Origin of the sequence: Kluyvera cryocrescens NBRC 102467, assembly GCF_001571285.1 — a bacterium.
Taxonomy (GTDB): Bacteria; Pseudomonadota; Gammaproteobacteria; order Enterobacterales; family Enterobacteriaceae; genus Kluyvera; species Kluyvera cryocrescens.
Genome location: NZ_BCTM01000008.1, coordinates 107,966 through 129,814 on the forward strand (window position 1 = coordinate 107,966; position 21,849 = coordinate 129,814).

Genomic DNA, 21,849 nt, shown 5'->3' on the forward strand with positions numbered 1-21,849 from the left:
TCCTTTCAGGCATCGGCTGCTGAGGGTTGAGTGGATGAATCTGGAGAGGTGCGACGTTTCAAACTTCTTCTGATGAGCGTTTCCCCGATGGCGAGCGTAAGGATGACGCCGATGGCAATAAACCCTGCGTTGGCGGCTTTGAACGGTTCTCCCGGTACCCAAATCAGAAAGAAGGCGGTCAGAAATAGAATGAGTTGTGCCAGCCGCATCAGGACCGTCACGACCCAATCGGGGGCGGGAAAGATATAGGGACGTATCGTTTGTTTGTCGTGTTTACGTAACTTCAGGAACGCCTGGAAGTTGACGAAATAGGGGATTAGCAACAGGATGGTCGTGGAGGAAAAAATAGACCAAAACATCTCCTGGGCCGAACCGGACAGTACGGTGCTGGTGATCGTCATTACCGTCGTGATACAGGCTCCGGCAATCAGAGCGCCTGCGGGGCTGTCGTGACGGGGGTGAGATTTGGCGAGTACGGCGGGGAGCTCATTGGCCTGAGCGGTGGCCTGTGCCATTCGACAGGTAGCGAGCATCCACATCAGCGACTGCGAACACAAGGCGGCCAGATACAGAATGCCGATGGCATAGACAATCAGTGAGCCCAGGACTCCATGGTTTAAACCCAAAGTGAAGCAGGTCAAAATACCGCCGATAATATCAACCTTGGCGCTGGGTATAATCAGTAGCACACCGCTGACCGCAATAATATTAAGGCCGATCACCAATAGCACGTTGCTCAGCGATGCAATCGGTACATCTTTTTTCGGATTACGCATCGACGCGGCAGCGGCTGACATGGTCTCGAAGCCGAGGAAGTTATAAATCAATGCCGGAATAAACACCATCGCCTGGCCGTAGGAAGGGCGTATTGCTTGCCAATCAAAGGTATTGGCTGGCGCGTGCCCGGAGGCGAGCCAAATGCTTCCGCTAATAATCAACCCGAATGCCATCAGAATTTTAACCGAGGCAGCAAAGTTTATAATTCGCGTAGAATTTTTCATCGGACGTAGCGCCAAGCCGGTAATCAACCAGACCAGCAGAATATTGAGCGCGGCTTTCCCGGCGAGGCCAATCTCAACGCCAAATAGCTGACAGAAAACGTTAACGATGACCGTCATGGCCGACGAGATCCAGAGCGCGTTACCGCACCAATACATCCACGCGATGCGTGCGCCCCAGAGAGTGCCGTATGCGCGTTTTATCCATGCATAAAGACCGCCATTTTCCGGATAAGCCGCCCCTTGTTCTGCAACTACCAGGCAGCCTGGGAAAAAGAACACCACGCCGATGATCACCATCCAGGCAATCGAGGTGACGCCCATTGCGGCAATGGGGGCTACGGTGTCGATAAAGAAGATGGCGCAGACGAGTCCCAGAATAATATCCAGGCGATTAAGGCTATAACCCGCATTTGCCGCCGGTTGAGCAGCATGAGTTTGTTTTTCAGACATAAAATTTTCCCTGTCGTGCAACTAAAGCGCTGATGGTTATTGTTTTGTTGAAAAGCGCAGGCAGGGCAATACTAGGGGGAAGGGAGTAGGGGCGTCTGTCGTAAAAATAAGGGCAAAAAGGGGAAGTGTGATCGCTAACGGAAAGAAAATGCTGGCAGTTTTCCTGCCAGCACGCGTTCAGACATTAGGCAAAAATTGTCATCAGGTAGGCGGCAAACAGCGCCAGGTGCGCCGCGCCGTTCAGCACGTTGGTACGCCCGGTGGAGAAGGAGATATGACACAGTACCAGCGAGGCCACCATCACAATCATTTCAGGCATGCCCAGACCAAACATCAGGTCGTTACCGGTCATATAGGCAATCAGCGTCACCACCGGTACCGTCAGTGAGATGGTCGCCAGCACTGAACCAAAGAACAGGTTCATCGCACGCTGTACCTGGTTGTTCAGTACCGCTTTCAGCGCACCCAGTCCTTCCGGCGACAGGATTAACAGCGCCACCAGGAAACCGGTAAAGGCCACCGGCGCGTTCATGCTGGTGAGCAATGTCTCCAGCGGGTTGGCGTTCATCTTGGTGACCGCAATAACGGCAACCAGGTGAACAATCAGCCACACCGCGTGCCACAGGCTGCTGTGTGCCGATGGTTTCCCATGGTGCGGGTCATCATCATCGCTGTCATCTTCATGCTCGTAAATAAACAGGCTCTGGTGGGTTTTGGTCTGAATTAACAAGAATACGCCGTACATGGCGGCAGAAATCAGGGCAACCAGCAGCGATTGGCCAATGGTGAAATTGGCGCCCGGCAGAGCGGTCGGGAAGACCAGCACAATAATAGCCAGCGGGAAGAGCGCAATTAAATACTGTTTGATGCCAAACAGGTTCATATATTGCGTGGCGAACTTTCGGCCACCGAGCAATAACGAGAAACCGACTAACCCGCCGGTCACGATCATAATGATGGAATAGAGCGTATCGCGCATCAGGGTAGGGGCGGCGTCGCCCGTTGCCATTAATGCGGATATCAGGCTAACCTCAAGGATAACCACGGAAAGACTTAAAATCAGAGAGCCGTATGGCTCGCCAAGACGGTGTGCTAAAACATCCGCGTGGCGTACAACGCTAAATGCGCTGCAAAGAATACCGACGAGCGCCATAGCGTTAATGGCGATGACCACTGGCAATGACTGATTATTTCCCCAGAATATCAGGATTGCCAGCGCCACTATCGGGAAAATAAGCGACGTCTCCTTATGGCGAGTTTTCACCGCCTCATGCGCGTGGGTCATGTTTGTCTCCATCTGTGCAGGTATTTATAATTATAGAAAAAAGCAGCGGTATAAATTAACAAATTTTTCTATGGGTAATGCGATCTTTTACTAAAATTTACCCATATCGCCATTTTTTCTTAGAGATGTCTATAATATAAAATGTCGGTTAAATATTTTTTAAATAACAGCATATTGCTGCGTTGGGATTCACTGTTTTTGTCGCTAAAAAGGCCATGAATTCTCATCGAAGCCATAGCAGACAAATTGCATCCTGCCGCATAAATCTGGATAATATTTCATCAATGACAGCTCCGGAGGTCACCATTCGTTCCCTTAAGGGCGTATGTGTTGCAGGGAAGAGAAGTGGTGGTGGAGGTTTAAAGTGTTAACGCGTGATTTCTTGATGAAGGCAGATTGTACAACGGCGTTTGGCGCCATTGAGGAATCGCTGCTGTGGTCTGCTGAACAACGTGCTGCGTCGCTGGCGGCAACGCTGGCCTGCCGCCCGGATAATGGTCCGGTATGGATTTTCGGCTACGGTTCTCTGATGTGGAACCCGGCGCTTAATTTTAGTGAGTCGGTCACCGGTACGCTGGTTGGCTGGCATCGGGCGTTCTGCCTACGTCTTACCGCAGGCCGCGGTAGCGCCTGCCAGCCGGGGCGGATGCTGGCGCTTAAAGAAGGCGGGCGCACCACGGGCGTGGCCTATCGATTGCCGGACGACGAAATTGAAAACGAGCTTTCCCTGCTGTGGAAGCGCGAGATGATCACCGGCTGCTACCTGCCGACCTGGTGCAAGCTGTGTCTGGATGATGGCCGCACGGTGAACGCGCTGGTCTTTATTATGGATCCACGTCATCCGCTGTATGAGTCCGATACCAGCGTGCAGGTGATTGCGCCGCTGATCGCGCGCGCCAGCGGGCCGCTGGGTACCAATGCGCAATATCTGTTCTCGCTTGAGCAGGAGCTGCAAAAGCTGGGAATGCCGGATGACGGCCTGAATGAGCTGATTGGTAAGGTACGGACGCTGGTTGGCGGCGTGAATCCGCCGGGCCTGGCCTAGAAGGTACTGTGAAAACCCCGGAAGTGCGTGCTTCCGGGGTGAAACATCAGGCTGCTACGTAGCTGATGGAGTGCTCAAGAGACTGGCTGTGGCTATCGATCAGCACATTCCAGGTTCCGCTATACGGTACGGTCAGATACGCTTTTTCTTCGTTCTGTACGCTCAAAACATCGGTATTGTGGCTGCTGGTATTCTTCTGCGTGCTCATTAAATGAATATGGCAACGCTCTGAACAACGCACCACCACCGTATCCCCACCAAACAATGTCAAACTTGCCTTAACCATCGCCAATCTACCCCGCTGCCTATGAGTCAACCCGCTTCCTGCGATCGAATCCTCTATTTCGCCTGTGATATTGTTCACAAATCACTCATGGCATAACACCAAACCCGGGGAGGGGGGATGCTGATTTTGATCAAAAAAATCAGTAACGCTTCAACAAAAATGACAAAATCCCTGAATCCATTCAGCTTTCATGACATTCCTACGAGGAATGCCGCAGAGGTAATATAAAATCCTTTAAATTGCGTGGATTTTAGCGTGCCCGGCTAAATCGCTGTGAATCAGAAGGTCAACACTTTATCCGCCGCCAGCGTCCACTGCGCCAGTTCAACCAGCGTGCCGATCTCTACGCCGTCAATCAGCGGTAGCGTGCTGATGCCGCGGCCATCGGTGCAGGTCTTACACAATTTAACCGGGACGCCTTGGACGGTGAGGATCTCCAGCATCTGCTGAATGTTGTAGCCTTCTGCCGGCTTTTGCCCGCGCAGGCCGGCGGTAACCGCATCGGACATTAAAAATAGCTGCAGCTGCAGGTCATCCTGCTGATCGCGCAGAGCGATAGCTAAACGCAGGCTGTTGAACAGGGATTCGCTGCCGTAAGCAGCACCGTTGGCAATAATGACGATACGTTGCATCTGAACTCCTTTAAGGCACGGTTATTGCTTAACGTTAGGACTATCGGTAAGAAAATCCTATAACGGGAGAGCGCATGATAAACCGTGAAGATGAGACACCCGGCGCTATCGAGTGGTTTCGTTACGCGCGTCAGGTGCAGAAAGAGCAGCTCCATCAGCTCGCACAGCAGGGGCAACTGGTGAGCCAGTTAAGCCACGTGGTGCACATGTTACAGTGTGAGCGGGGGGCATCCAACATTTGGTTGTGCTCGCAAGGGGCTTTATACGCCGCCGAACGCCGCGCCAGCGCCGCGCTAGTGGACGAACAGACGCGCGCGCTGCTGGCGTATTTGGTCCCACAGCATTTACCTTCTGCCAGCGGCCTGTGCCAGCGCATTGCTCGTGCGGTGTGGTCGCTGGAACAATTGCCGGCGCTGCGCGAAAAAGTGACCGCTCGACAAATCAGTCCGGAGACCGCCACAGTCCAGTTCAGCCGGACGATCCGCCATCTGCTGAATATCATTCCACAGCTCAATGACAGCATTGACGATCCCACGCTCGCCGCGCGTTTGGTGGCACTCTACAGCTTTATGCAGGGGAAAGAATTAGTGGGCCAGGAGCGAGCGCTTGGGGCGCAGGGCTTTGCGTTGGGTGATTTCAGTGATGAACTGCGCCAGCGTCTGGTGGACCGAATTGACGGCCAGCAGCCCTGTTTCGACAGTTTTTTATCGCTGGCCAGCGCGCCGCTCAAAATGCTGTTCTTTACCGAGTGCCAGGCGGGAATTGCCATCGAGCAGCTGCGCCGTATCGCCTGTACCCGAAAACCCACGGCGGATGATGGGCAGAGCGCGCTGCACTGGTTTACCCTGCAAACCCAACGTCTCGAGCACATGCGCGGGCTGGAAGAGCTGTTGATTGGTGAGCTGATGGCCGCCGTCGACAATCTATTGCACGAGGACGAGGCGCTAGCACCGACGTATGACGACCCGCAGAGCGACAGCCTGGTACTGCATCTTGACCGCCAACTGTTGCCGTTGGTTCGTCAGCAGGCGCGCGAGCTGGAGCAGCTCTCCGCTCAGTTGGCGTCGCTGAAGGATACGCTCGAAGAACGGCGTTTAATTGATAAGGCGAAAAGCGTCCTGATGACCCATCGGCAAATGAGCGAGGAGCAGGCCTGGCACTGCCTGCGTAAGATGGCGATGGACAAAAACCAGCGGATGGTGGAAATCGCCCGCGCGCTGTTGGCGGTTAAGTCACTGTGGCACAGCGATGAGGAAGCCCCGTTGCACAATCACCGGGCATGAATGCCTGAACGCGGTGCAACAGGGCGAGAGCAGTAACTGTTTTTCCCGGATATTACGCGATTTCACACCTGGCATCTGATTTGCATTAGTTCTGAAAACAGTCGGTTGTGCGCCAATGGCGGCGCGTGAACCACGAGGATAAAGGCGTCCTGCAATGCGTAAGCATTGCCGGGCGCTTTTTTTTTGCATTCGGGAGCGAGTATGGGCGAGACGTTTTCACTATCACGGCGGCGGTTATTACAGGCGGGAGCGGCGTTGGGCGGGGCGATGCTACTGCCCGGCATGGTGCCATCGGTTTGGGCGGCGGGTTCGGATAAGCCGGAACTCACAACGGTCAAGGTGGGGTTTATCCCGTTGACCGACTGCGCGCCGCTGGCGATAGCCTCCTTGAAAGGGTTCGATAAAAAGTACGGCATTACGCTGGTGCCGAGCAAAGAGGCCAGTTGGGCGGCAGTACGCGACAAGCTGGTTAACGGCGAACTGGATGCCGCTCATATTCTCTATGGTCTGCTGTATGGGCTGGAGTTGGGTATTGCCGGTAAACCGCAGGCGATGGCCAACCTCATGACCCTGAACCGCAATGGCCAAGGGATCACCTTGTCGACGGATTTGCAGGAAAAGGGCGTCACCGATCTTGGTGGCCTGAAAACGCTTGTCGCTAACAGTGAGCCGGGCACCTATACCTTCGCCCACACCTTCCCGACCGGCACTCACGCCATGTGGCTTTATTACTGGCTGGCGAGCGGCGGCATTAACCCGTTTACCGATGTGCGAACGGTAGTGGTACCGCCGCCGCAGATGGTGATGAACATGCGGATTGGCAACATGGTGGGATTCTGCGTGGGGGAGCCGTGGAATGCCCGCGCCATCAACGACCGCATCGGTTTTACCGCCGCCACCAGCCAGGACATCTGGCCGGATCATCCGGAAAAAGTGCTCGGCACTCGCCGGGACTGGGTCGAGCAACATCCTAATACCAGCCGCGCACTGGTTGCCGCCCTGCTTGATGCCGCGCGCTGGATAGACGCTTCCGATGATAACAAACGCGAGACCGCGAAGATCCTCGCCCAGCGCGGCTGGCTGAATACCAAAGAACAATATCTGACCGGCCGTATGCTCGGCGCCTACGACAACGGTATCGGTCGCCGCTGGCAGGACCCGCATCCGATCCGCTTTTTTGACCAGGGCGAGGTTAGCTATCCCTGGCTGTCTGACGGCATGTGGTTCTTAACGCAGTTCCGCCGTTGGGGCCTGTTGAAGAGCGATCCGGATTATCTGGCCGTTGCCCAGCGTATTAACCGTATCGAGGTGTGGAAAGAGGCGGCGCTGGCGGTGGGCGGGGTCACTGCGCCAACGCAAACGCTGCGCAGCAGCAAATTGATCGACGGCTCGATATGGACCGGGGCCGATCCAGCCGGGTACGCCCGGAGTTTTAACGTTCAACGCCTGGGGGCATGAGATGAAGACCAAAACCACGATTGTCGATGTGCCTGCACCCGCAGGTGAAGTGATTACGCTACCGCCGGTGCAGGTGCGTCGCCAGCCGCCCGCGTTCCGACGTCATTTGCGCGCGCTTGCCGAACGCACCATTCCGGCGCTACTGGGGCTTGGGCTGCTGGTGCTGGCCTGGCAGCTTGCCGCCGTGAACAGCAAGGGCTTCCCGACGCCGCTCAGCACCCTGGATTCTGCGTTAACGCTGTTTGCGGATCCGTTCTACATCAACGGGCCAAACGACGTGGGCGTTGGCTGGAATGTGCTGGCCTCTTTGCAGCGCGTGGCGGTGGGCTTTGGGCTGGCGGCGCTGGTCGGGATCCCGCTGGGCTTTTTAATTGGTCGCTTTACCTTCGCTTCGCGCATGTTTACGCCGCTAATTGCGCTGCTGCGCCCAGTCAGCCCGCTGGCCTGGCTGCCGATCGGTCTGCTGCTGTTTCAGAAGGCGGAACCGGCGTCGAGCTGGACGATTTTCATCTGCTCGATCTGGCCGATGGTTATCAACACCGCCGAAGGGGTGAAACGCATACCGCAGGATTACCTCAACGTGGCGCGGGTGCTGCAACTTTCCGAATGGACGGTGATGCGCAAAATTCTGTTCCCGGCGGTGCTGCCGTCGGTGCTGACCGGCGTTCGTTTGTCGATTGGCATTGCCTGGCTGGTGATTGTGGCGGCGGAAATGCTCACCGGTGGCCTGGGAATTGGCTTCTGGATTTGGAACGAGTGGAACAACCTTAATGTTGAAAACATCCTGATCGCCATCGTGATTATTGGCGTGGTGGGACTGCTGCTTGAGCAAGGGCTGATGCTGATTGCGCGTCGTTTTAGCTGGCAAGAAAAGTGAGGAGAGAGCAATGAAACCATTAATTCAGGTACAGGCCGTAAGCCAGCGTTTTCACACCGCCAGCGGCGAGTTTCTGGCGCTGCAAAATGTCTCTTTCGATATCCACGAGGGGGAAACCGTCAGCCTGATAGGCCACTCCGGCTGCGGGAAATCCACGCTGCTGAATCTGATCGCCGGTATTACGCTACCGACCGAAGGCGGGCTTATCTGCGACAACCGAGAAATCGCAGGGCCCGGCCCGGAACGCGCGGTGGTATTTCAAAACCACTCGCTGCTGCCGTGGCTGAGCTGCTTTGATAACGTCGCGCTGGCGGTTGACCACGTCTTCCAGCGCACCATGAGCAAAGTCGAGCGTCGCGAGTGGATTGAGCACAATCTCGATCGCGTGCAGATGGGGCATGCCATGCACAAACGTCCCGGCGAAATCTCAGGCGGCATGAAGCAGCGCGTGGGCATCGCACGGGCGCTGGCGATGAAACCCAAAGTCCTGCTGATGGATGAACCGTTCGGTGCGCTGGACGCGCTGACCCGCGCACACCTGCAGGATTCGGTGATGCAAATCCAGCAGGCGCTGAACACCACCATCGTACTGATTACCCACGACGTTGATGAGGCGGTGCTGCTGTCGGACCGAGTGCTGATGATGACCAATGGCCCGGCGGCCACCGTTGGCGAGATCCTGGATGTCAATTTGCCGCGTCCGCGCAATCGGGTGCAGTTGGCGGATGACAGCCGTTACCATCATCTGCGCCAGCAAATTCTTCACTTCCTCTATGAAAAGCAGCCGAAAGCGGCGTAAGGAGGGGCTATGCGGCAACTGGTGATCATCGGCAATGGCATGGCGGCAACCCGGCTGGCGGAAACGCTGGTGGCTACCGCGCCCGGCGCGTTTGCGATAACCATTATCGGCGATGAGCCGCATCCGGCCTATAACCGCATTCAGCTGTCGCCGGTACTCGGTGGTGAAAAGGCTTTTGCACAGACGCTGTTGCACCCGGCGCAGTGGTATGCCGAACACGGTATCACCCTATGCTGCGGTGAAACGGCGCTGATGGTGGATACCACGGCGCGCAGGGTGCGCACCACCCAGCGTGAGCTGGCATGGGATGAGTTGGTCTTTGCCTGTGGTTCGACGGCCTTTTTACCCCCTTTAGCCGGCATCGACCTGCCGCACGTCCAGGCTTTTCGCAGTATCAAAGATGTTGATGCCATCCTCGCGCTTGCAGGCGATACGGTGGTGATTGGCGGCGGCGTGTTAGGCGTTGAAGCCGCCGCCGCGCTACGGCGATTAGGTGACAACGTCACTTTAATTCATCGCGGCGATCGGTTGATGGAGCAACAGCTGGATGAACAGGCCGGTGCGCTGTTGGCACAGCGTCTGGCGGAGCGGGGAATTTCCTGTGCGCTCAATGCCGGTGTTGAACGGGTGACACCGCAGGCGGTGCTGCTCAGCGATGGGCGTGAAATACCGGCCGCGCGAGTCGTGATGGCCACCGGCGTGCGGCCAAATATCACGCTGGCGCAAAGCGCCGGACTCGCCTGCCAGCGCGGCATTATCGTCAACCGCCGGTTGGCGACGGCGGTACCTGGGGTGAGCGCCATCGGTGAGTGTTGTGAAATCGATGGCCAAACCTTTGGCCTGGTTGCGCCCTGCATGCAACAGGCGGACGTGCTGGCGGCGCGTCTTGCGGACAACGGCGGTGAGGACTTTCACTGGCAGGACAGCGGCACACGGCTGAAAGTCACCGGCATCGATCTCTTCAGCGCTGGGCGCATCCAGGCTACCCCGGAGGACGAAAGCTGGTGTTCGCTGGATCCTGTCACTGGACACTATCGCCGCCTGCTCGTGCGCCATGGGCAACTGGCGGGCGTGCTGTTGTTTGGCGATTGCGCCAGCGCCGCGACGTTCACCGATTTACTGCATACCACGCAGCCTGCACAAGCGGGTTGGATCTTCGACCAATTCACGACGCAGCCATCGGCTGCAGGAACGCAAACAATGACAAAACCAACATTAGCGCTGGTGGGGCACGGTATGGTCGGCCACCATTTTCTTGAGCAATGCGTCAGCCGTAACCTGCATCAGCAGTACCAGATAGTGGTGTTTGGCGAAGAACGCTACGCGGCCTACGACCGGGTGCATTTATCTGAGTATTTCGCCGGGCGTAGCGCCGACTCCCTGTCGCTGGTGGCGGGGGATTTTTTTGCCGAGCACGGTATCGAGCTACGTTTGTCGCAGGCGGTGACCGGCATAGACATCGAGTCGCGTGTTATTCGCGATGCAGAAGGCCATGAGCTGCATTGGGATAAACTGGTACTTGCCACCGGATCGTATCCGTTTGTTCCGCCGATCCCCGGTAACGATCTGCCGGATTGCTTTGTTTACCGCACTCTGGATGATTTAGATGCCATAGCCGCGCGGGCAAAAACGGCCACTCGCGGCGTTGTCATCGGTGGCGGTCTGCTGGGGCTGGAAGCGGCGAATGCGCTGCGCCAACTGGGATTGTCGACTGCGGTGGTGGAGTTCGCGCCAAACCTGATGGCCGTTCAGCTCGATAACGGCGGCGCCGCGATGCTGCGCGAGAAGATCGTGGAATTAGGCGTGGGCGTGCATACCAGCAAAGCCACGACCGCCATCACGCCAATGGCCGATGGGCTGATGCTGAACTTTGCCGACGGCAGCAGTCTGGAAACCGATATGGTGGTGTTCTCGGCCGGGATCCGCCCTCAGGACGCGCTAGCCCGCAGCGCCGGTATCCGTCTTGGCGAACGCGGCGGTATCGCGGTGGACAACCAATGTCGGACTTCCGCTGCGGATATATACGCGATCGGCGAATGCGCCCTGTGGGACAACAAAATTTACGGCCTGGTGGCCCCGGGCTACCAGATGGCACGGGTCGCCGCGGGAGTGCTCGCCGGCGAGGCGTGCGCATTTACCGGCGCGGACATGAGCACCAAACTCAAGCTGTTGGGCGTTGATGTGGCTTCCTTTGGCGATGCCCAAGGGCGTACCGCTGGCAGCCAGAGCTATCAGTGGATCCATGGCCCGGAACAGGTCTATAAAAAAATCGTGGTTAGCGCCGATGGCAAACAGCTATTGGGCGGCGTGCTGGTGGGCGACGCCAGCGATTACGCCACGCTTTTACAGATGATGCTGAACGAGATAGCGCTGCCATCACGCCCTGAGTCGCTGATCCTGCCAGCGCTGGAAGGTTCCGCCCCGAAAGCCTTGGGCGTGGCGGCTTTGCCGGACAGTGCGCAGATTTGCTCGTGTCATAACGTCAGTAAAGGCGATATTTGTCAGGCGGTCAGCGCAGGGGCAAGCAGCATCGGCGCCATCAAAAGCTGTACCAAAGCGGCGACTGGCTGCGGCGGCTGTAGTGCGCTGGTGAAACAGGTGATGGAATACCAGCTTGCGCAGCAGGGCGTTGAGGTGAAAAAGGACATTTGTGAGCATTTCCCGTATTCGCGGCAGGAGATTTATCACCTGGTGCGGGTCAACCGCATTCATACCTTCGAACAACTGATTCAGCGCTATGGTCACGGTGACGGCTGCGAGATCTGTAAACCGCTGGTGGGCTCAGTACTGGCGTCGTGCTGGAATGAATACCTGCTCAAACCGGCGCACTTACCGCTGCAGGACACCAACGATCGCTATTTCGCCAATATTCAGAAGGACGGAACCTACTCGATTGTGCCAAGGATGCCGGCGGGAGAAGTGACACCGGACGGGCTGATCGCGATTGGTCATATCGCCAAACGGTACGCGTTGTACAGTAAAATCACCGGCGGGCAGCGCATCGATCTTTTTGGCGCGCGGCTGGAACAGTTGCCGGATATCTGGCGTGAGCTGTTGGCGGCGGGGTTTGAAACCGGCCATGCGTACGGTAAGTCGCTGCGGACGGTGAAATCCTGCGTCGGCTCCACCTGGTGCCGCTACGGCGTACAGGATTCGACCGGGCTGGCGGTGACGCTTGAACACCGCTATAAGGGGCTGCGCGCGCCGCATAAAATCAAAATGGCGGTCTCCGGCTGCACCCGGGAATGCGCCGAAGCACAAAGCAAAGATGTCGGGGTGATCGCCACGGATAAGGGATGGAATCTCTATTTATGCGGTAACGGTGGGATGAAACCGCGCCATGCGGATCTGTTTGCCAGCGATCTCGACGATGCCGCCTTGCTGCGTACCATCGACCGTTTCCTGATGTTTTATATTCGCACTGCCGATCGCCTCCAGCGCACCAGTACCTGGATGGACAATCTCGAAGGCGGGCTCGATTACCTCAAAAGCGTGATCCTCGATGATTCACTGGGGATTGGCGAAGAGCTGGAGCAGGAGATGGCGCGCGTCATCGACAGCTACCAGTGTGAATGGCAAACCACCCTCAACGACCCGCAGCGTTTGGCGCTGTTCCGCTCGTTTGTGAATAGCGATAGCCCGGATGAAGCCGTGGCTCGCCAGCCGGTACGCGGCCAATTGCAGCTTGCGCCCGTGGCGGAACTGCCTGTGCTGGCAGCCAGCAACAAACCGTGGCAGGCCGTCTGCGCCGTCGAGGCAATTCCGGCGCAGGCGGGCATTGGTGCCCGTCTCGGGGAGATGCAAATCGCGCTGTTCCGCTTGAATGATAAAGTCTATGCGCTGGATAACCAGGAGCCGGGCAGCCAGGCCAACGTGCTCTCGCGTGGCTTGCTGGGGGATGCCGGCGGTGAGCCGATGGTTATCTCCCCGCTGTATAAACAGCGCATTCGTCTGCGCGATGGGCGCTCATGCGAGAGCGGCGAGCCCATGGTGCGAGCGTGGCCGGTCAAAATTGAAGACGGCAAAGTGTGGGTGGGTAACCAGGCGCTGGTGATGCGTGCGGAGGCATCATGATGCAAACCCAAACCACCTGCCCATATTGCGGTGTTGGCTGCGGGGTGCGGGCAACCGTAAGCGATGGGGTAGTGAGCGTGCAGGGCGATGAGGCGCATCCGGCCAACTTTGGCCGACTGTGCGTGAAAGGGGCATCGCTTGCGGAAACCACCGGGCTCGCTGGGCGATTGCTGCACCCTCAGCTTGATGGGGAAACCGTCGGCTGGCCGCAGGCGTTGAATGCAGCGGGTGAGCGCCTGCGGGCGATTATTGCCGAACACGGCCCGCAGGCGGTGGCGTTTTACGCCTCCGGCCAGCTATTAACGGAAGATTACTACGCGGCCAATAAGCTCATGAAAGGATTTATCGGCGCAGGGAATATCGATACCAATTCGCGGCTGTGCATGTCCTCCGCGGTGACCGGCTACAAGCGGGCGTTTGGTGCGGATGTGGTGCCGTGCAGCTATGAAGATGTCGAGCATAGCGATCTGGTGGTGCTGGTGGGTTCCAACGCGGCCTGGGCTCATCCGGTGCTGTATCAACGACTGGTTCAGGCAAAGCGGGACAATCCACAGATGAATGTGGTGGTGATCGACCCGCGGCGAACGGCCACCTGCGATATTGCGGATCAGCATCTGGCGATTGCGCCAGGTACGGATGCGGGCTTATTCGTCGGTCTGCTCCAGGCGATAGCGGAAACCGATAAGGTGAACGCGGATTTTGCCGATGCTGCCATCGCGTTGGAGAAGGCGGCTGGCTGGACGGTAGCCGCAGTCGCGGATTTTTGCGGCCTGCCCGCCGCCGAAGTTCAGGCGTTTTACCAGCGCTTTCTCGCCGCACCGCGCGCCATCACTCTTTACACCATGGGCATTAACCAGTCTTCCAGCGGGAGCGATAAATGCAACGCCATTATTAACGTCCATTTGGCGAGCGGTAAATTTGGTCGTGCCGGCTGCGGACCCTTTTCGCTGACCGGACAGCCCAATGCGATGGGGGGGCGGGAAGTCGGTGGCCTGGCGACTATGCTGGCGGCGCATATGAATTTTGAACCGGCGGATCTCGCGCGAGTCGCGCGCTTTTGGGGGACAGAACGGCTGGCGCAGACGCCAGGGCTTATGGCGGTGGACTTATTTTCCGCCATCGGGCGCGGCGAAGTGAAAGCGGTATGGATTATGGGCACCAATCCGGCGGTGTCGCTACCGGATAGCCATGCGGTGAGTCAGGCGCTGGCGGCGTGCCCGCTGGTCATTGTCTCTGAAGTGACGGCTGAGACTGAAACATCGCGCTATGCCCACATTCGCTTCCCCGCGCTGGGATGGGGAGAAAAAAATGGTACCGTCACCAACTCCGAACGGCGGATCTCCCGCCAGCGGGCGTTTTTACCGGCCCCTGGTGAGGCAAAAGCAGACTGGTGGATCATCGCCGAAGTGGCAAAACAGCTCGGTTTTGCCGCTGCTTTTAACTGGCAGCACCCGCATGAAGTGTTCAGTGAACACGCCGCGCTTTCCGGTTATGAGAACGACGGCCAGCGGGCGTTTGATATCAGCGGGCTGTCAGCGCTGACGCGCGAAGAGTGGGATGCGCTGGAGCCGGTACGCTGGCCGGTGAGTCGCAGCGAAAAACCGTGGGATTGGCAACGCGGTTGGCGCAGCGACGGGCGGCTGCGCATGGTGCCGGTTACGCCGCGGGCGATGCAGGCGCGACCTGAGCCGCTTTATCCGCTCATTTTGAACAGTGGCCGCATTCGCGACCAGTGGCATACCATGACCCGTACTGGTGATGTACCGCGGTTAATGCAGCATATCGCCCAGCCCATTGTTGAGATAGCCCCGCAGGATGCCGGTCGCTTCAACCTGCAAACCGGTGCGCTGGCGCGGATCAGTTCACTCAGTGGGGTGATGGTCGTGCGCGTTGTGGTGACCGACAGCCAGCGTCCTGGATCGCTGTTCACACCGATGCACTGGAATGACTGCTTTGCGCGGCAGGGAAAAATTAATAGCCTGGTCGCGGCGGTCGTCGACCCGGATTCCGGACAGCCGGAGAGCAAACAGACGGCAGTACGTATTGCACCGTGGCAACCGCGCTGGCAGGGCGAGTTGTACTCCCGTACGCCGGTGACGTTACCGCCGCATGTGCACTGGTGGCGTAAAGCTGCGGCAGGGTTGCATCATTTGACGGTTTGCGGCGAACGGACGATCCAGGCGGAACTGCTAGCCTGGTGTCAGCGCCATCACTGGCAGATTCAGCTTGCCAGTCTGGGGGACACATGGCATCTGCTGGCGTGGGAGCAGGGAAAACTGATGCTGGGATTCTGGAGCAGCCGCACGCTGCCGGCGCTTGACCCCGCGCTTATTGAAGCGGCGTTTAACGTCGCACCGCAGACACTGATTGAACGTCATGGACTGCTCAGCGGCCGGGATCTGGCGCGTCCTGAGGTCGGGAAAATTGTTTGCAGCTGTTTCAGTATCGGTGAAAAAACCATCGCCGAAGCCATTGAAAAGCAAGGCTGTTCGACGGTGGCTGAACTGGGGCGCACGCTGAAGTGCGGCACCAACTGCGGCTCGTGCATTCCTGAGCTGAAAGCACTGCTGGCCTGCACCGAGCGGAAGGTGATGATTCCATAACCATTCAGTCTATTCCTGGAATGCGGCGCGAAGGCTGAAGGAGGCGGCTAAAAAGGCTAAACTAAAAAGGTTAGGGTCGGCGACTTCCGGCCCTCTTTTTGCATTGGCTATGAGGTTGTGGTGGTTGCGTTGCGTTTTTACTCGTCATGTTTGGTATTGGTGATGCTGGCTAGCGGCAGCGCACGGGCGCGGCAGTCGTTTATTGAAGAGGCGGAACATCCCTTCGATACGTTACCGGATCTCAGTATTGCGCCAGAAAATCATGATGCGGAAAAACAGCTGGCGGAGATGGTGAAATCCTTCGGCGAAGCGAGCATGACCGACAACGGCCTTGATACCGGCGAACAGGCGCGGCTGTTTGCGCTGACCCAGCTTCAGGAGCGGATCAACGGCCAGATGAACCAACAGCTTGAAAGCTGGCTGTCGCCGTGGGGCAATACCAATATTCAGATGCTCGTCGATGAACAAGGGAAGCTGACCGGTAGCCACGGTAGCTGGTTTATTCCTATTCAGGACAACACCCGCTACCTGACCTGGAGCCAGCTTGGCGTTACCCAGCAGGATGACGGCCTGGTGGGAAATCTCGGCGTTGGGCAGCGTTGGGTCGCCGGACATTGGCTGTTGGGCTACAACACCTTTTACGACAGTTTGCTCGATGAGAACCTCAACCGTGGTGGTATTGGCGCGGAGGCCTGGGGTGAAAATCTGCGGTTTTCCGCTAACTATTATCATCCGCTACGCGAGTGGCAAAATACGGGTACTACGCTGCAGCAGCGTATGGCACGCGGCTATGATCTGACTGCGCAGGCGTGGATCCCCGCCTATAACCACATCAACACCAGCCTGAGCGTCGAGCAGTATTTCGGCGATAGCGTCGATCTGTTTCGCACCGGTACCGGCTACCATAACCCGGTAGCGGTCTCGCTGGGGCTGAATTATACCCCGGTGCCGCTGCTCACCTTTAGCGCCCAGCACAAGCAGGGGGAGAGCGGCGTTAACCAGAATAATCTGGGGATGAAGGTGAACTACCGGTTTGGTGTGCCGCTGAAAAAACAGTTGGCTGCTGATGAAGTCGCGCAAACGCGCACGCTGCGCGGCAGCCGCTACGATGCGCCGGAACGAAATAATCTGCCGGTGATGGAGTATCGCCAGCGTAAGAGCCTGACGGTGTACCTGGCGACGCCGCCGTGGAATCTGACCGGTTCTGAGACGGTAGAGCTGAAGCTGCAGGTGCGTGATGAGTACGGCGTGAAGTCGCTGACGTGGCAGGGGGATACCACGGCGCTGAGCCTGACGCCACCGGCCTCCAATAATGGCACCGACGGCTGGAGCATTATCATGCCTGCCTGGGATTACAGCGAAGGGGCCAGCAATACCTGGCATCTGTCGGTGATTGTGGAAGATAAGAAGGGCCAGCGCGTCACCTCGAATGAGATCACGCTGGCATTGACCGAGCCGGTCGTCAGCTTTGCGCCGATGAACTACGGCTGGCCGGGGATGACACCTTAATTGTGCGTGACGGAGTTCCTGTCACGACAATTAAGCGGCGGCGGTTTAGAAAATACGATCCTGATGGACCCAAACCGCCGCTTCGACGCGGGATTTCAACTTCATTTTCTTCAGCATATGCTTGACGTGAACCTTCACGGTGCTTTCCGTGATATCGAGACGTCGGGCAATCATCTTGTTTGGCAGCCCTTGAGCGATAAGCTTCAGGATATCGCGCTCGCGTGGGGTGAGCTGGTTGATATCGCGGTCAGAGGTGGCGCGGTTGGCGCGCAGGCTGGCGGCTAATACCGGCGTTAATGCTTCGCTCAATACCATTTCACCCGCAGCGGCCTGTTGCAGGGCTTTCAGCAGGTCTTCTGGCTCCATGTCTTTTAACAGATAGCCATCGGCACCGCGCTTGAGGGCCGTGACGACATCTTCTTCATGGTTTGACACGCTAAAGACCACGACGCGGCCGGAGAGCGATTTCTCACGCAGCTTGTCGAGCGTTTCCAGGCCGTTCATGCCGGGCATGTTGAGGTCAAGCAGGATCAGGTCTGGATCGAGCGCTTCTGCCAGCTCAATACCTTGCTCACCGTTGCTGGCTTCGCCCACGACCTGAATATCCGATGCCATACTGACCAGCTGTTTTACGCCGGTGCGCAGCATGGGATGATCGTCGATTAGCAGGATAGTAGCCCGTTCCTGATTACTCATGGATTTCTCCTTGGGGAGTTGAAAGCGATTTTTCGGGGACAAACGTAACCGCGACTTCAGTACCGCCGGTTTCACGGCGTCGAACCTGGCAATCGCCGCGCAGGCTCTGCGCGCGGTCACGCATAATAATAAGGCCATAGTGATTACTGCGTTCAGCATGCTGCGGGACGCCGCAGCCGTTATCTTCCACCACCATTTTGACCTGGTTGCCATGCTGAGTGACGCTGACTTTCACTTCGGTTGCCTGCGAGTGCTTTAACGCATTACTCAGCGCTTCGCGGGCGATTTGCAGAACGTGAATCGCCTGATGTGAAGGCACGTAGCGTGGCGGGAGCTGGTAATCAAGCTGTACCGGGAAGCCAAAATGGTTGCTGTACTCTTTGCAACTGGACTCCAGCGCGGGGCGGAGCCCGGACTCGGTTAATTTCAGGCGGAAAGTGGTCAGCAGTTCCCGCAGCTGTGCCCAGGAGGTGTTCAGCTCAGTGCGCACCTGGCCCAGCAGTTCGCGGCTCTCCGGAGAAGACTGCTCGTTTTGCATCATCTGCAGGCAACTGATCTGCATTTTCATGCAGGATAGCGATTGGGCGATGGAGTCGTGCAGCTCGCGGGCAATGGTTGCTCGCTCTTCCATGACGATTAGCTGCTGCTGGCGTTCAAGCTGTTTATCCAGCGCCAGCGTGGACGTTAACTGCTCCAGCAGGGTATCAACCAACTGCTGCTGATCGTGGCTGAGCTCGCGACCGTGCGGAAGGGTGGCGAGGAGAATGCCGTATTGGTTGCGCGGATCGGTCAGGCGCCATTTCAGCGTGACGCCGTCCGGGGCCGACATATCAATATCACGTGGGCACAGATAACAGCCTTTGTCATCGCACTCCCAGCCGGAATGGCAGCTAAACTCCTGATGGTTTTCTTCGTCTTCAATATCGTAAACCCGCACCTCAATTTCGCGCAGCGGCGTGAGTTCCTGCAGGCCGTTCAGAACCGGGGAGATACGTTCGCACAGCGGTACGCTGGCGTGCAGGCGGCGGTTGGCCTGCCATAAGAAGGAGAGAATGGCATTCTTTTGCTCAAGCCCGGCGGTTTTCTCCTGCACCCGTTTTTCCAGTGAGGCGTAGCTTTCCGCCAGCTCGGCGGACATGTTATTCAGCGCCATACCCAGCGTCGCCATCTCATTGCGGCCGCTGATTTGCGCGCGATAGGTAAAATCGCGATGACTGATGGCTTCCGCCATACGCAACAGTTGACGCCACGGATGGAGCAGACGGGTGCGGAGCCAGAAGACGGTGAAGATAAATAGCAGCGCCATGAACACGGCCATCAGCCGGTGCATCCAGACCACGTGGGCAATGCGTTCTTCGGTCGTGTGATCGAAAACGGTCACCAGTTGGTTGATGCGGTCGACGAAGCCGGTTAGATCATTGACCACCGCCAACTGGCTTTGCGCACTGCGAATGTCCGGTGCCAGGTAATTAAGCCAATATTGTTGCAGTGAGGCCAACTGTTTGACCTGCCCGTCGCGCTCGGCGGCGAGCTGCAGTTCGGGGCTAAATACGGTACGCTGCATTTCATCAAACAGCGCTTGATCGCTCTCTTTCACCGGAATTGCCGCCAGCAGGCGATAGCTCTGCATGCGCAGGGAACCCGCCTGGTTAATGGCGTGCGCACTGCCCTGAACGCCATTGATCAGGCGTGCGGAAATCATCATACTCGCCACCCCGATAAGGGTAGACAGCAGTACGATCAGCGCCAGTTGATTCACTAGCGTGAGTGGTGTAAAAAAACGTTTAAACATTATTCGATGTGGCTCCTGGCGGAAGACTCTCCGGCGAGTGGCGTTATTTTCGACTATCGCCTGGAGTATACCCATACCCCTAAAGAGTTACCCCTTTATTTCCATAATAGTCAACGTGCGGGAGAGGATGGGGTAGCAGCATAACAGCCACGTGATAAAACAGGTTTTTTTAGGTGTAAAAAACTACCCACTAAGGATGATGCTGTTTTTTTGAGCGAGATATAGCCAACTTTTCCTTTGATTTATATCAACTTACCGCGCGGTGTAAACCCTAATGTGGCAGGGGTTGATATTAATAATCAGAGGTGTCTATGAGTCACTCCACTGCCCCCGAAAGGGCAACCGGCGCTGTCATTACCGACTGGCGTCCGGAAGATCCGGCGTTCTGGCAAGAGCGCGGTCACCGCGTCGCGAGCCGGAACCTGTGGATTTCAGTACCATGTTTGTTGCTGGCATTTTGCGTTTGGATGTTGTTCAGTGCCGTTGCTGTCAACTTACCCAAAGTAGGCTTCCAGTTTACCACCGACCAGCTCTTTATGCTGACCGCATTGCCGGGCTTATCAGGGGCACTCCTGCGAGTTCCTTACGCATTTATGGTGCCGATTTTTGGCGGACGCCGCTGGACGGCATTCAGTACCGGGATAATGATTATTCCGTGCGTGTGGCTCGGTATTGCGGTGCAAGATCCTACCACGCCGTTTAGCGTCTTTGTGGTTATTGCGTTACTGTGCGGTTTCGCTGGCGCGAATTTTGCCTCTAGTATGGCTAACATCAGCTTCTTCTTCCCGAAAGCGAAGCAGGGTAGCGCGTTGGGTCTGAATGGCGGTCTGGGCAATATGGGCGTGAGCGTGATGCAGCTGGTTGCACCATTGGCCATCGGCATGTCCATTTTCGCTATTTTCGGCGGCAAAGGTGTTGAACAGGCAGACGGCTCTGTCTTGTTCGTAGAAAATGCCGCGTGGATCTGGGTACCGTTCCTGATTTTCTTCACGCTGGCAGCTTGGTTTGGCATGAATGATCTGTCCGCTTCTAAAGCGTCACTGAGTGAGCAGTTGCCGGTGCTCAAACGTGGCCACCTGTGGATTATGGCGGTGCTTTATCTGGCGACCTTCGGCTCGTTCATCGGTTTCTCTGCGGGCTTTGCCATGCTGTCGAAAACCCAGTTCCCGGATATCAATATTCTGCACTTTGCCTTCTTCGGCCCGTTCATCGGTGCGCTGGCGCGTTCTCTCGGAGGCGGTATTTCCGATCGTCTGGGCGGGACTCGCGTGACGCTGATAAACTTCATCGCGATGGCTATTTTCTCGGCACTGTTGTTCCTGACTCTGCCAACCAACGGCCAGGGCGGAAACTTCGTGGCATTCTTTACGGTGTTCATGGGCCTGTTCGTGACGGCCGGGCTGGGTAGCGCATCCACCTTCCAGATGATCTCCGTTATCTTCCGGAAATTGACCATGGATCGCGTGAAAGCGCAGGGTGGCAGCGAAGAACATGCTCAGCGTGAAGCGGCAACGGATACGGCGGCGGCGTTGGGCTTTATCTCTGCGATTGGCGCGGTTGGCGGTTTCTTCATTCCGAAATCGTTCGGTATTTCGCTGGAAATGACCGGCTCCCCGGCTGGCGCAATGAAAATATTCCTTGTGTTCTATATTGTCTGCGTCGTTGTGACGTGGGCCGTTTACGGACGTAAAGCGAAGAAATAACCTGAAGTGTTATTTGTGAATAAAGGCGCGAGGGTTCGCGCCTTTATTTTTATCGCTACTTAGTTACAACATACTGGTGATATTTTTTATCCCGTTAGCATCGTGCCCGCAATGGTTTTGCAGGAGATAAAAAGTCTCTACCCCTTAATACCGACAGCGCCGTTTTTTACAGCTTGTAATATTTAATTTTTAATAAAAAACCTTAATTTACAGTGTGTTAAAAAATAAAAATAACTACCACCAAGGTGGTATTTGTGTTTTTGGCGGCAGTAATAAAGCAAAGCCACCTTGATCGTTATCAATTCCCTACATGTTTCAGCGCGTTACCTTCGCTGCAAATTCAGCAATGTCGACTT

Annotated in this window: 15 protein-coding genes; 9 read left to right on the forward strand and 6 right to left on the reverse strand. The window is 56.7% G+C overall.

Going from position 1 to position 21,849, the window contains the following annotated elements; genetic code table 11:
* Positions 1 to 5: 5 nt before the first annotated feature.
* Both KCR01S_RS06495 and chaA read right to left on the reverse strand, forming a co-directional pair.
* The gene (locus KCR01S_RS06495) at positions 6 to 1,451 is read right to left on the reverse strand and encodes an APC family permease (RefSeq protein ID WP_061281325.1); all 1,446 of its coding nucleotides are present in this window, start codon (positions 1,449 to 1,451) and stop codon (positions 6 to 8) included.
* Between the two features lie 184 nt (positions 1,452 to 1,635).
* Positions 1,636 to 2,736 carry a sodium-potassium/proton antiporter ChaA gene (chaA, locus tag KCR01S_RS06500; protein ID WP_061281330.1) on the reverse strand — a complete coding sequence of 367 codons (1,101 nt, stop codon included), beginning with the start codon at positions 2,734 to 2,736 and terminating at the stop codon, positions 1,636 to 1,638.
* 364 nt (positions 2,737 to 3,100) lie between these two features.
* Between chaA and KCR01S_RS06505 the strand changes: the two genes are divergently transcribed.
* Positions 3,101 to 3,781 (forward strand): gamma-glutamylcyclotransferase, encoded by a 681-nt coding sequence (locus tag KCR01S_RS06505; protein WP_061281333.1) that lies wholly within the window; start codon positions 3,101 to 3,103, stop codon positions 3,779 to 3,781.
* 46 nt (positions 3,782 to 3,827) lie between these two features.
* On the opposite strand, the gene KCR01S_RS06510 is transcribed toward KCR01S_RS06505, so the two are convergent.
* Both KCR01S_RS06510 and KCR01S_RS06515 read right to left on the reverse strand, forming a co-directional pair.
* Positions 3,828 to 4,073 (reverse strand): DUF1883 domain-containing protein, encoded by a 246-nt coding sequence (locus KCR01S_RS06510; protein ID WP_061281336.1) that lies wholly within the window; start codon positions 4,071 to 4,073, stop codon positions 3,828 to 3,830.
* A 272-nt stretch (positions 4,074 to 4,345) separates the two neighbouring features.
* Positions 4,346 to 4,699, reverse strand: coding sequence for a DsrE/DsrF/TusD sulfur relay family protein (locus KCR01S_RS06515; RefSeq protein ID WP_061281338.1), 354 nt, complete (start codon positions 4,697 to 4,699; stop codon positions 4,346 to 4,348).
* 74 nt (positions 4,700 to 4,773) lie between these two features.
* Here KCR01S_RS06515 and nasR point away from each other — a divergent pair, with 74 nt between their 5' ends.
* From nasR to KCR01S_RS06550, 7 genes are all read left to right on the forward strand, one after another.
* On the forward strand, positions 4,774 to 5,982 hold the full coding sequence (gene nasR, locus KCR01S_RS06520) for a nitrate regulatory protein NasR (protein ID WP_061281340.1): 1,209 nt from the start codon (positions 4,774 to 4,776) through the stop codon (positions 5,980 to 5,982).
* A 201-nt stretch (positions 5,983 to 6,183) separates the two neighbouring features.
* Complete coding sequence (locus tag KCR01S_RS06525; RefSeq protein ID WP_061281341.1) at positions 6,184 to 7,440, forward strand: ABC transporter substrate-binding protein; 1,257 nt, start codon at positions 6,184 to 6,186, stop codon at positions 7,438 to 7,440.
* A 1-nt stretch (position 7,441) separates the two neighbouring features.
* Entirely contained in the window at positions 7,442 to 8,317 is an 876-nt protein-coding gene (ntrB, locus tag KCR01S_RS06530; protein ID WP_061281344.1) for a nitrate ABC transporter permease, read from the forward strand.
* A 10-nt stretch (positions 8,318 to 8,327) separates the two neighbouring features.
* Positions 8,328 to 9,116, forward strand: a complete 789-nt coding sequence (locus KCR01S_RS06535; protein ID WP_061281346.1) for an ABC transporter ATP-binding protein — start codon at positions 8,328 to 8,330, stop codon at positions 9,114 to 9,116.
* A 9-nt stretch (positions 9,117 to 9,125) separates the two neighbouring features.
* Complete coding sequence (gene nirB / locus KCR01S_RS06540) at positions 9,126 to 13,190, forward strand: nitrite reductase large subunit NirB (RefSeq protein WP_072277108.1); 4,065 nt, start codon at positions 9,126 to 9,128, stop codon at positions 13,188 to 13,190.
* Complete coding sequence (locus tag KCR01S_RS06545) at positions 13,187 to 15,793, forward strand: nitrate reductase (protein WP_061281349.1); 2,607 nt, start codon at positions 13,187 to 13,189, stop codon at positions 15,791 to 15,793. The genes nirB and KCR01S_RS06545 overlap by 4 nt, the downstream gene beginning before the upstream one ends.
* Before the next feature lie 162 nt (positions 15,794 to 15,955).
* Positions 15,956 to 17,302 carry a YchO/YchP family invasin gene (locus tag KCR01S_RS06550; protein ID WP_156478751.1) on the forward strand — a complete coding sequence of 449 codons (1,347 nt, stop codon included), beginning with the start codon at positions 15,956 to 15,958 and terminating at the stop codon, positions 17,300 to 17,302.
* Between the two features lie 45 nt (positions 17,303 to 17,347).
* Here the strand turns inward: KCR01S_RS06550 and narL are convergent, their stop codons facing one another.
* Together narL and narX are read right to left on the reverse strand one after the other, a co-directional pair.
* Positions 17,348 to 17,998 (reverse strand): two-component system response regulator NarL, encoded by a 651-nt coding sequence (gene narL, locus KCR01S_RS06555; RefSeq protein ID WP_052284392.1) that lies wholly within the window; start codon positions 17,996 to 17,998, stop codon positions 17,348 to 17,350.
* The gene (gene narX / locus KCR01S_RS06560) at positions 17,991 to 19,790 is read right to left on the reverse strand and encodes a nitrate/nitrite two-component system sensor histidine kinase NarX (RefSeq protein ID WP_061281351.1); all 1,800 of its coding nucleotides are present in this window, start codon (positions 19,788 to 19,790) and stop codon (positions 17,991 to 17,993) included. The genes narL and narX overlap by 8 nt, the downstream gene beginning before the upstream one ends.
* Before the next feature lie 311 nt (positions 19,791 to 20,101).
* On the opposite strand from narX, the gene KCR01S_RS06565 reads away from it, so the two are divergent.
* Positions 20,102 to 21,493 carry a NarK family nitrate/nitrite MFS transporter gene (locus KCR01S_RS06565; RefSeq protein ID WP_061281353.1) on the forward strand — a complete coding sequence of 464 codons (1,392 nt, stop codon included), beginning with the start codon at positions 20,102 to 20,104 and terminating at the stop codon, positions 21,491 to 21,493.
* Positions 21,494 to 21,849 lie beyond the last annotated feature (356 nt).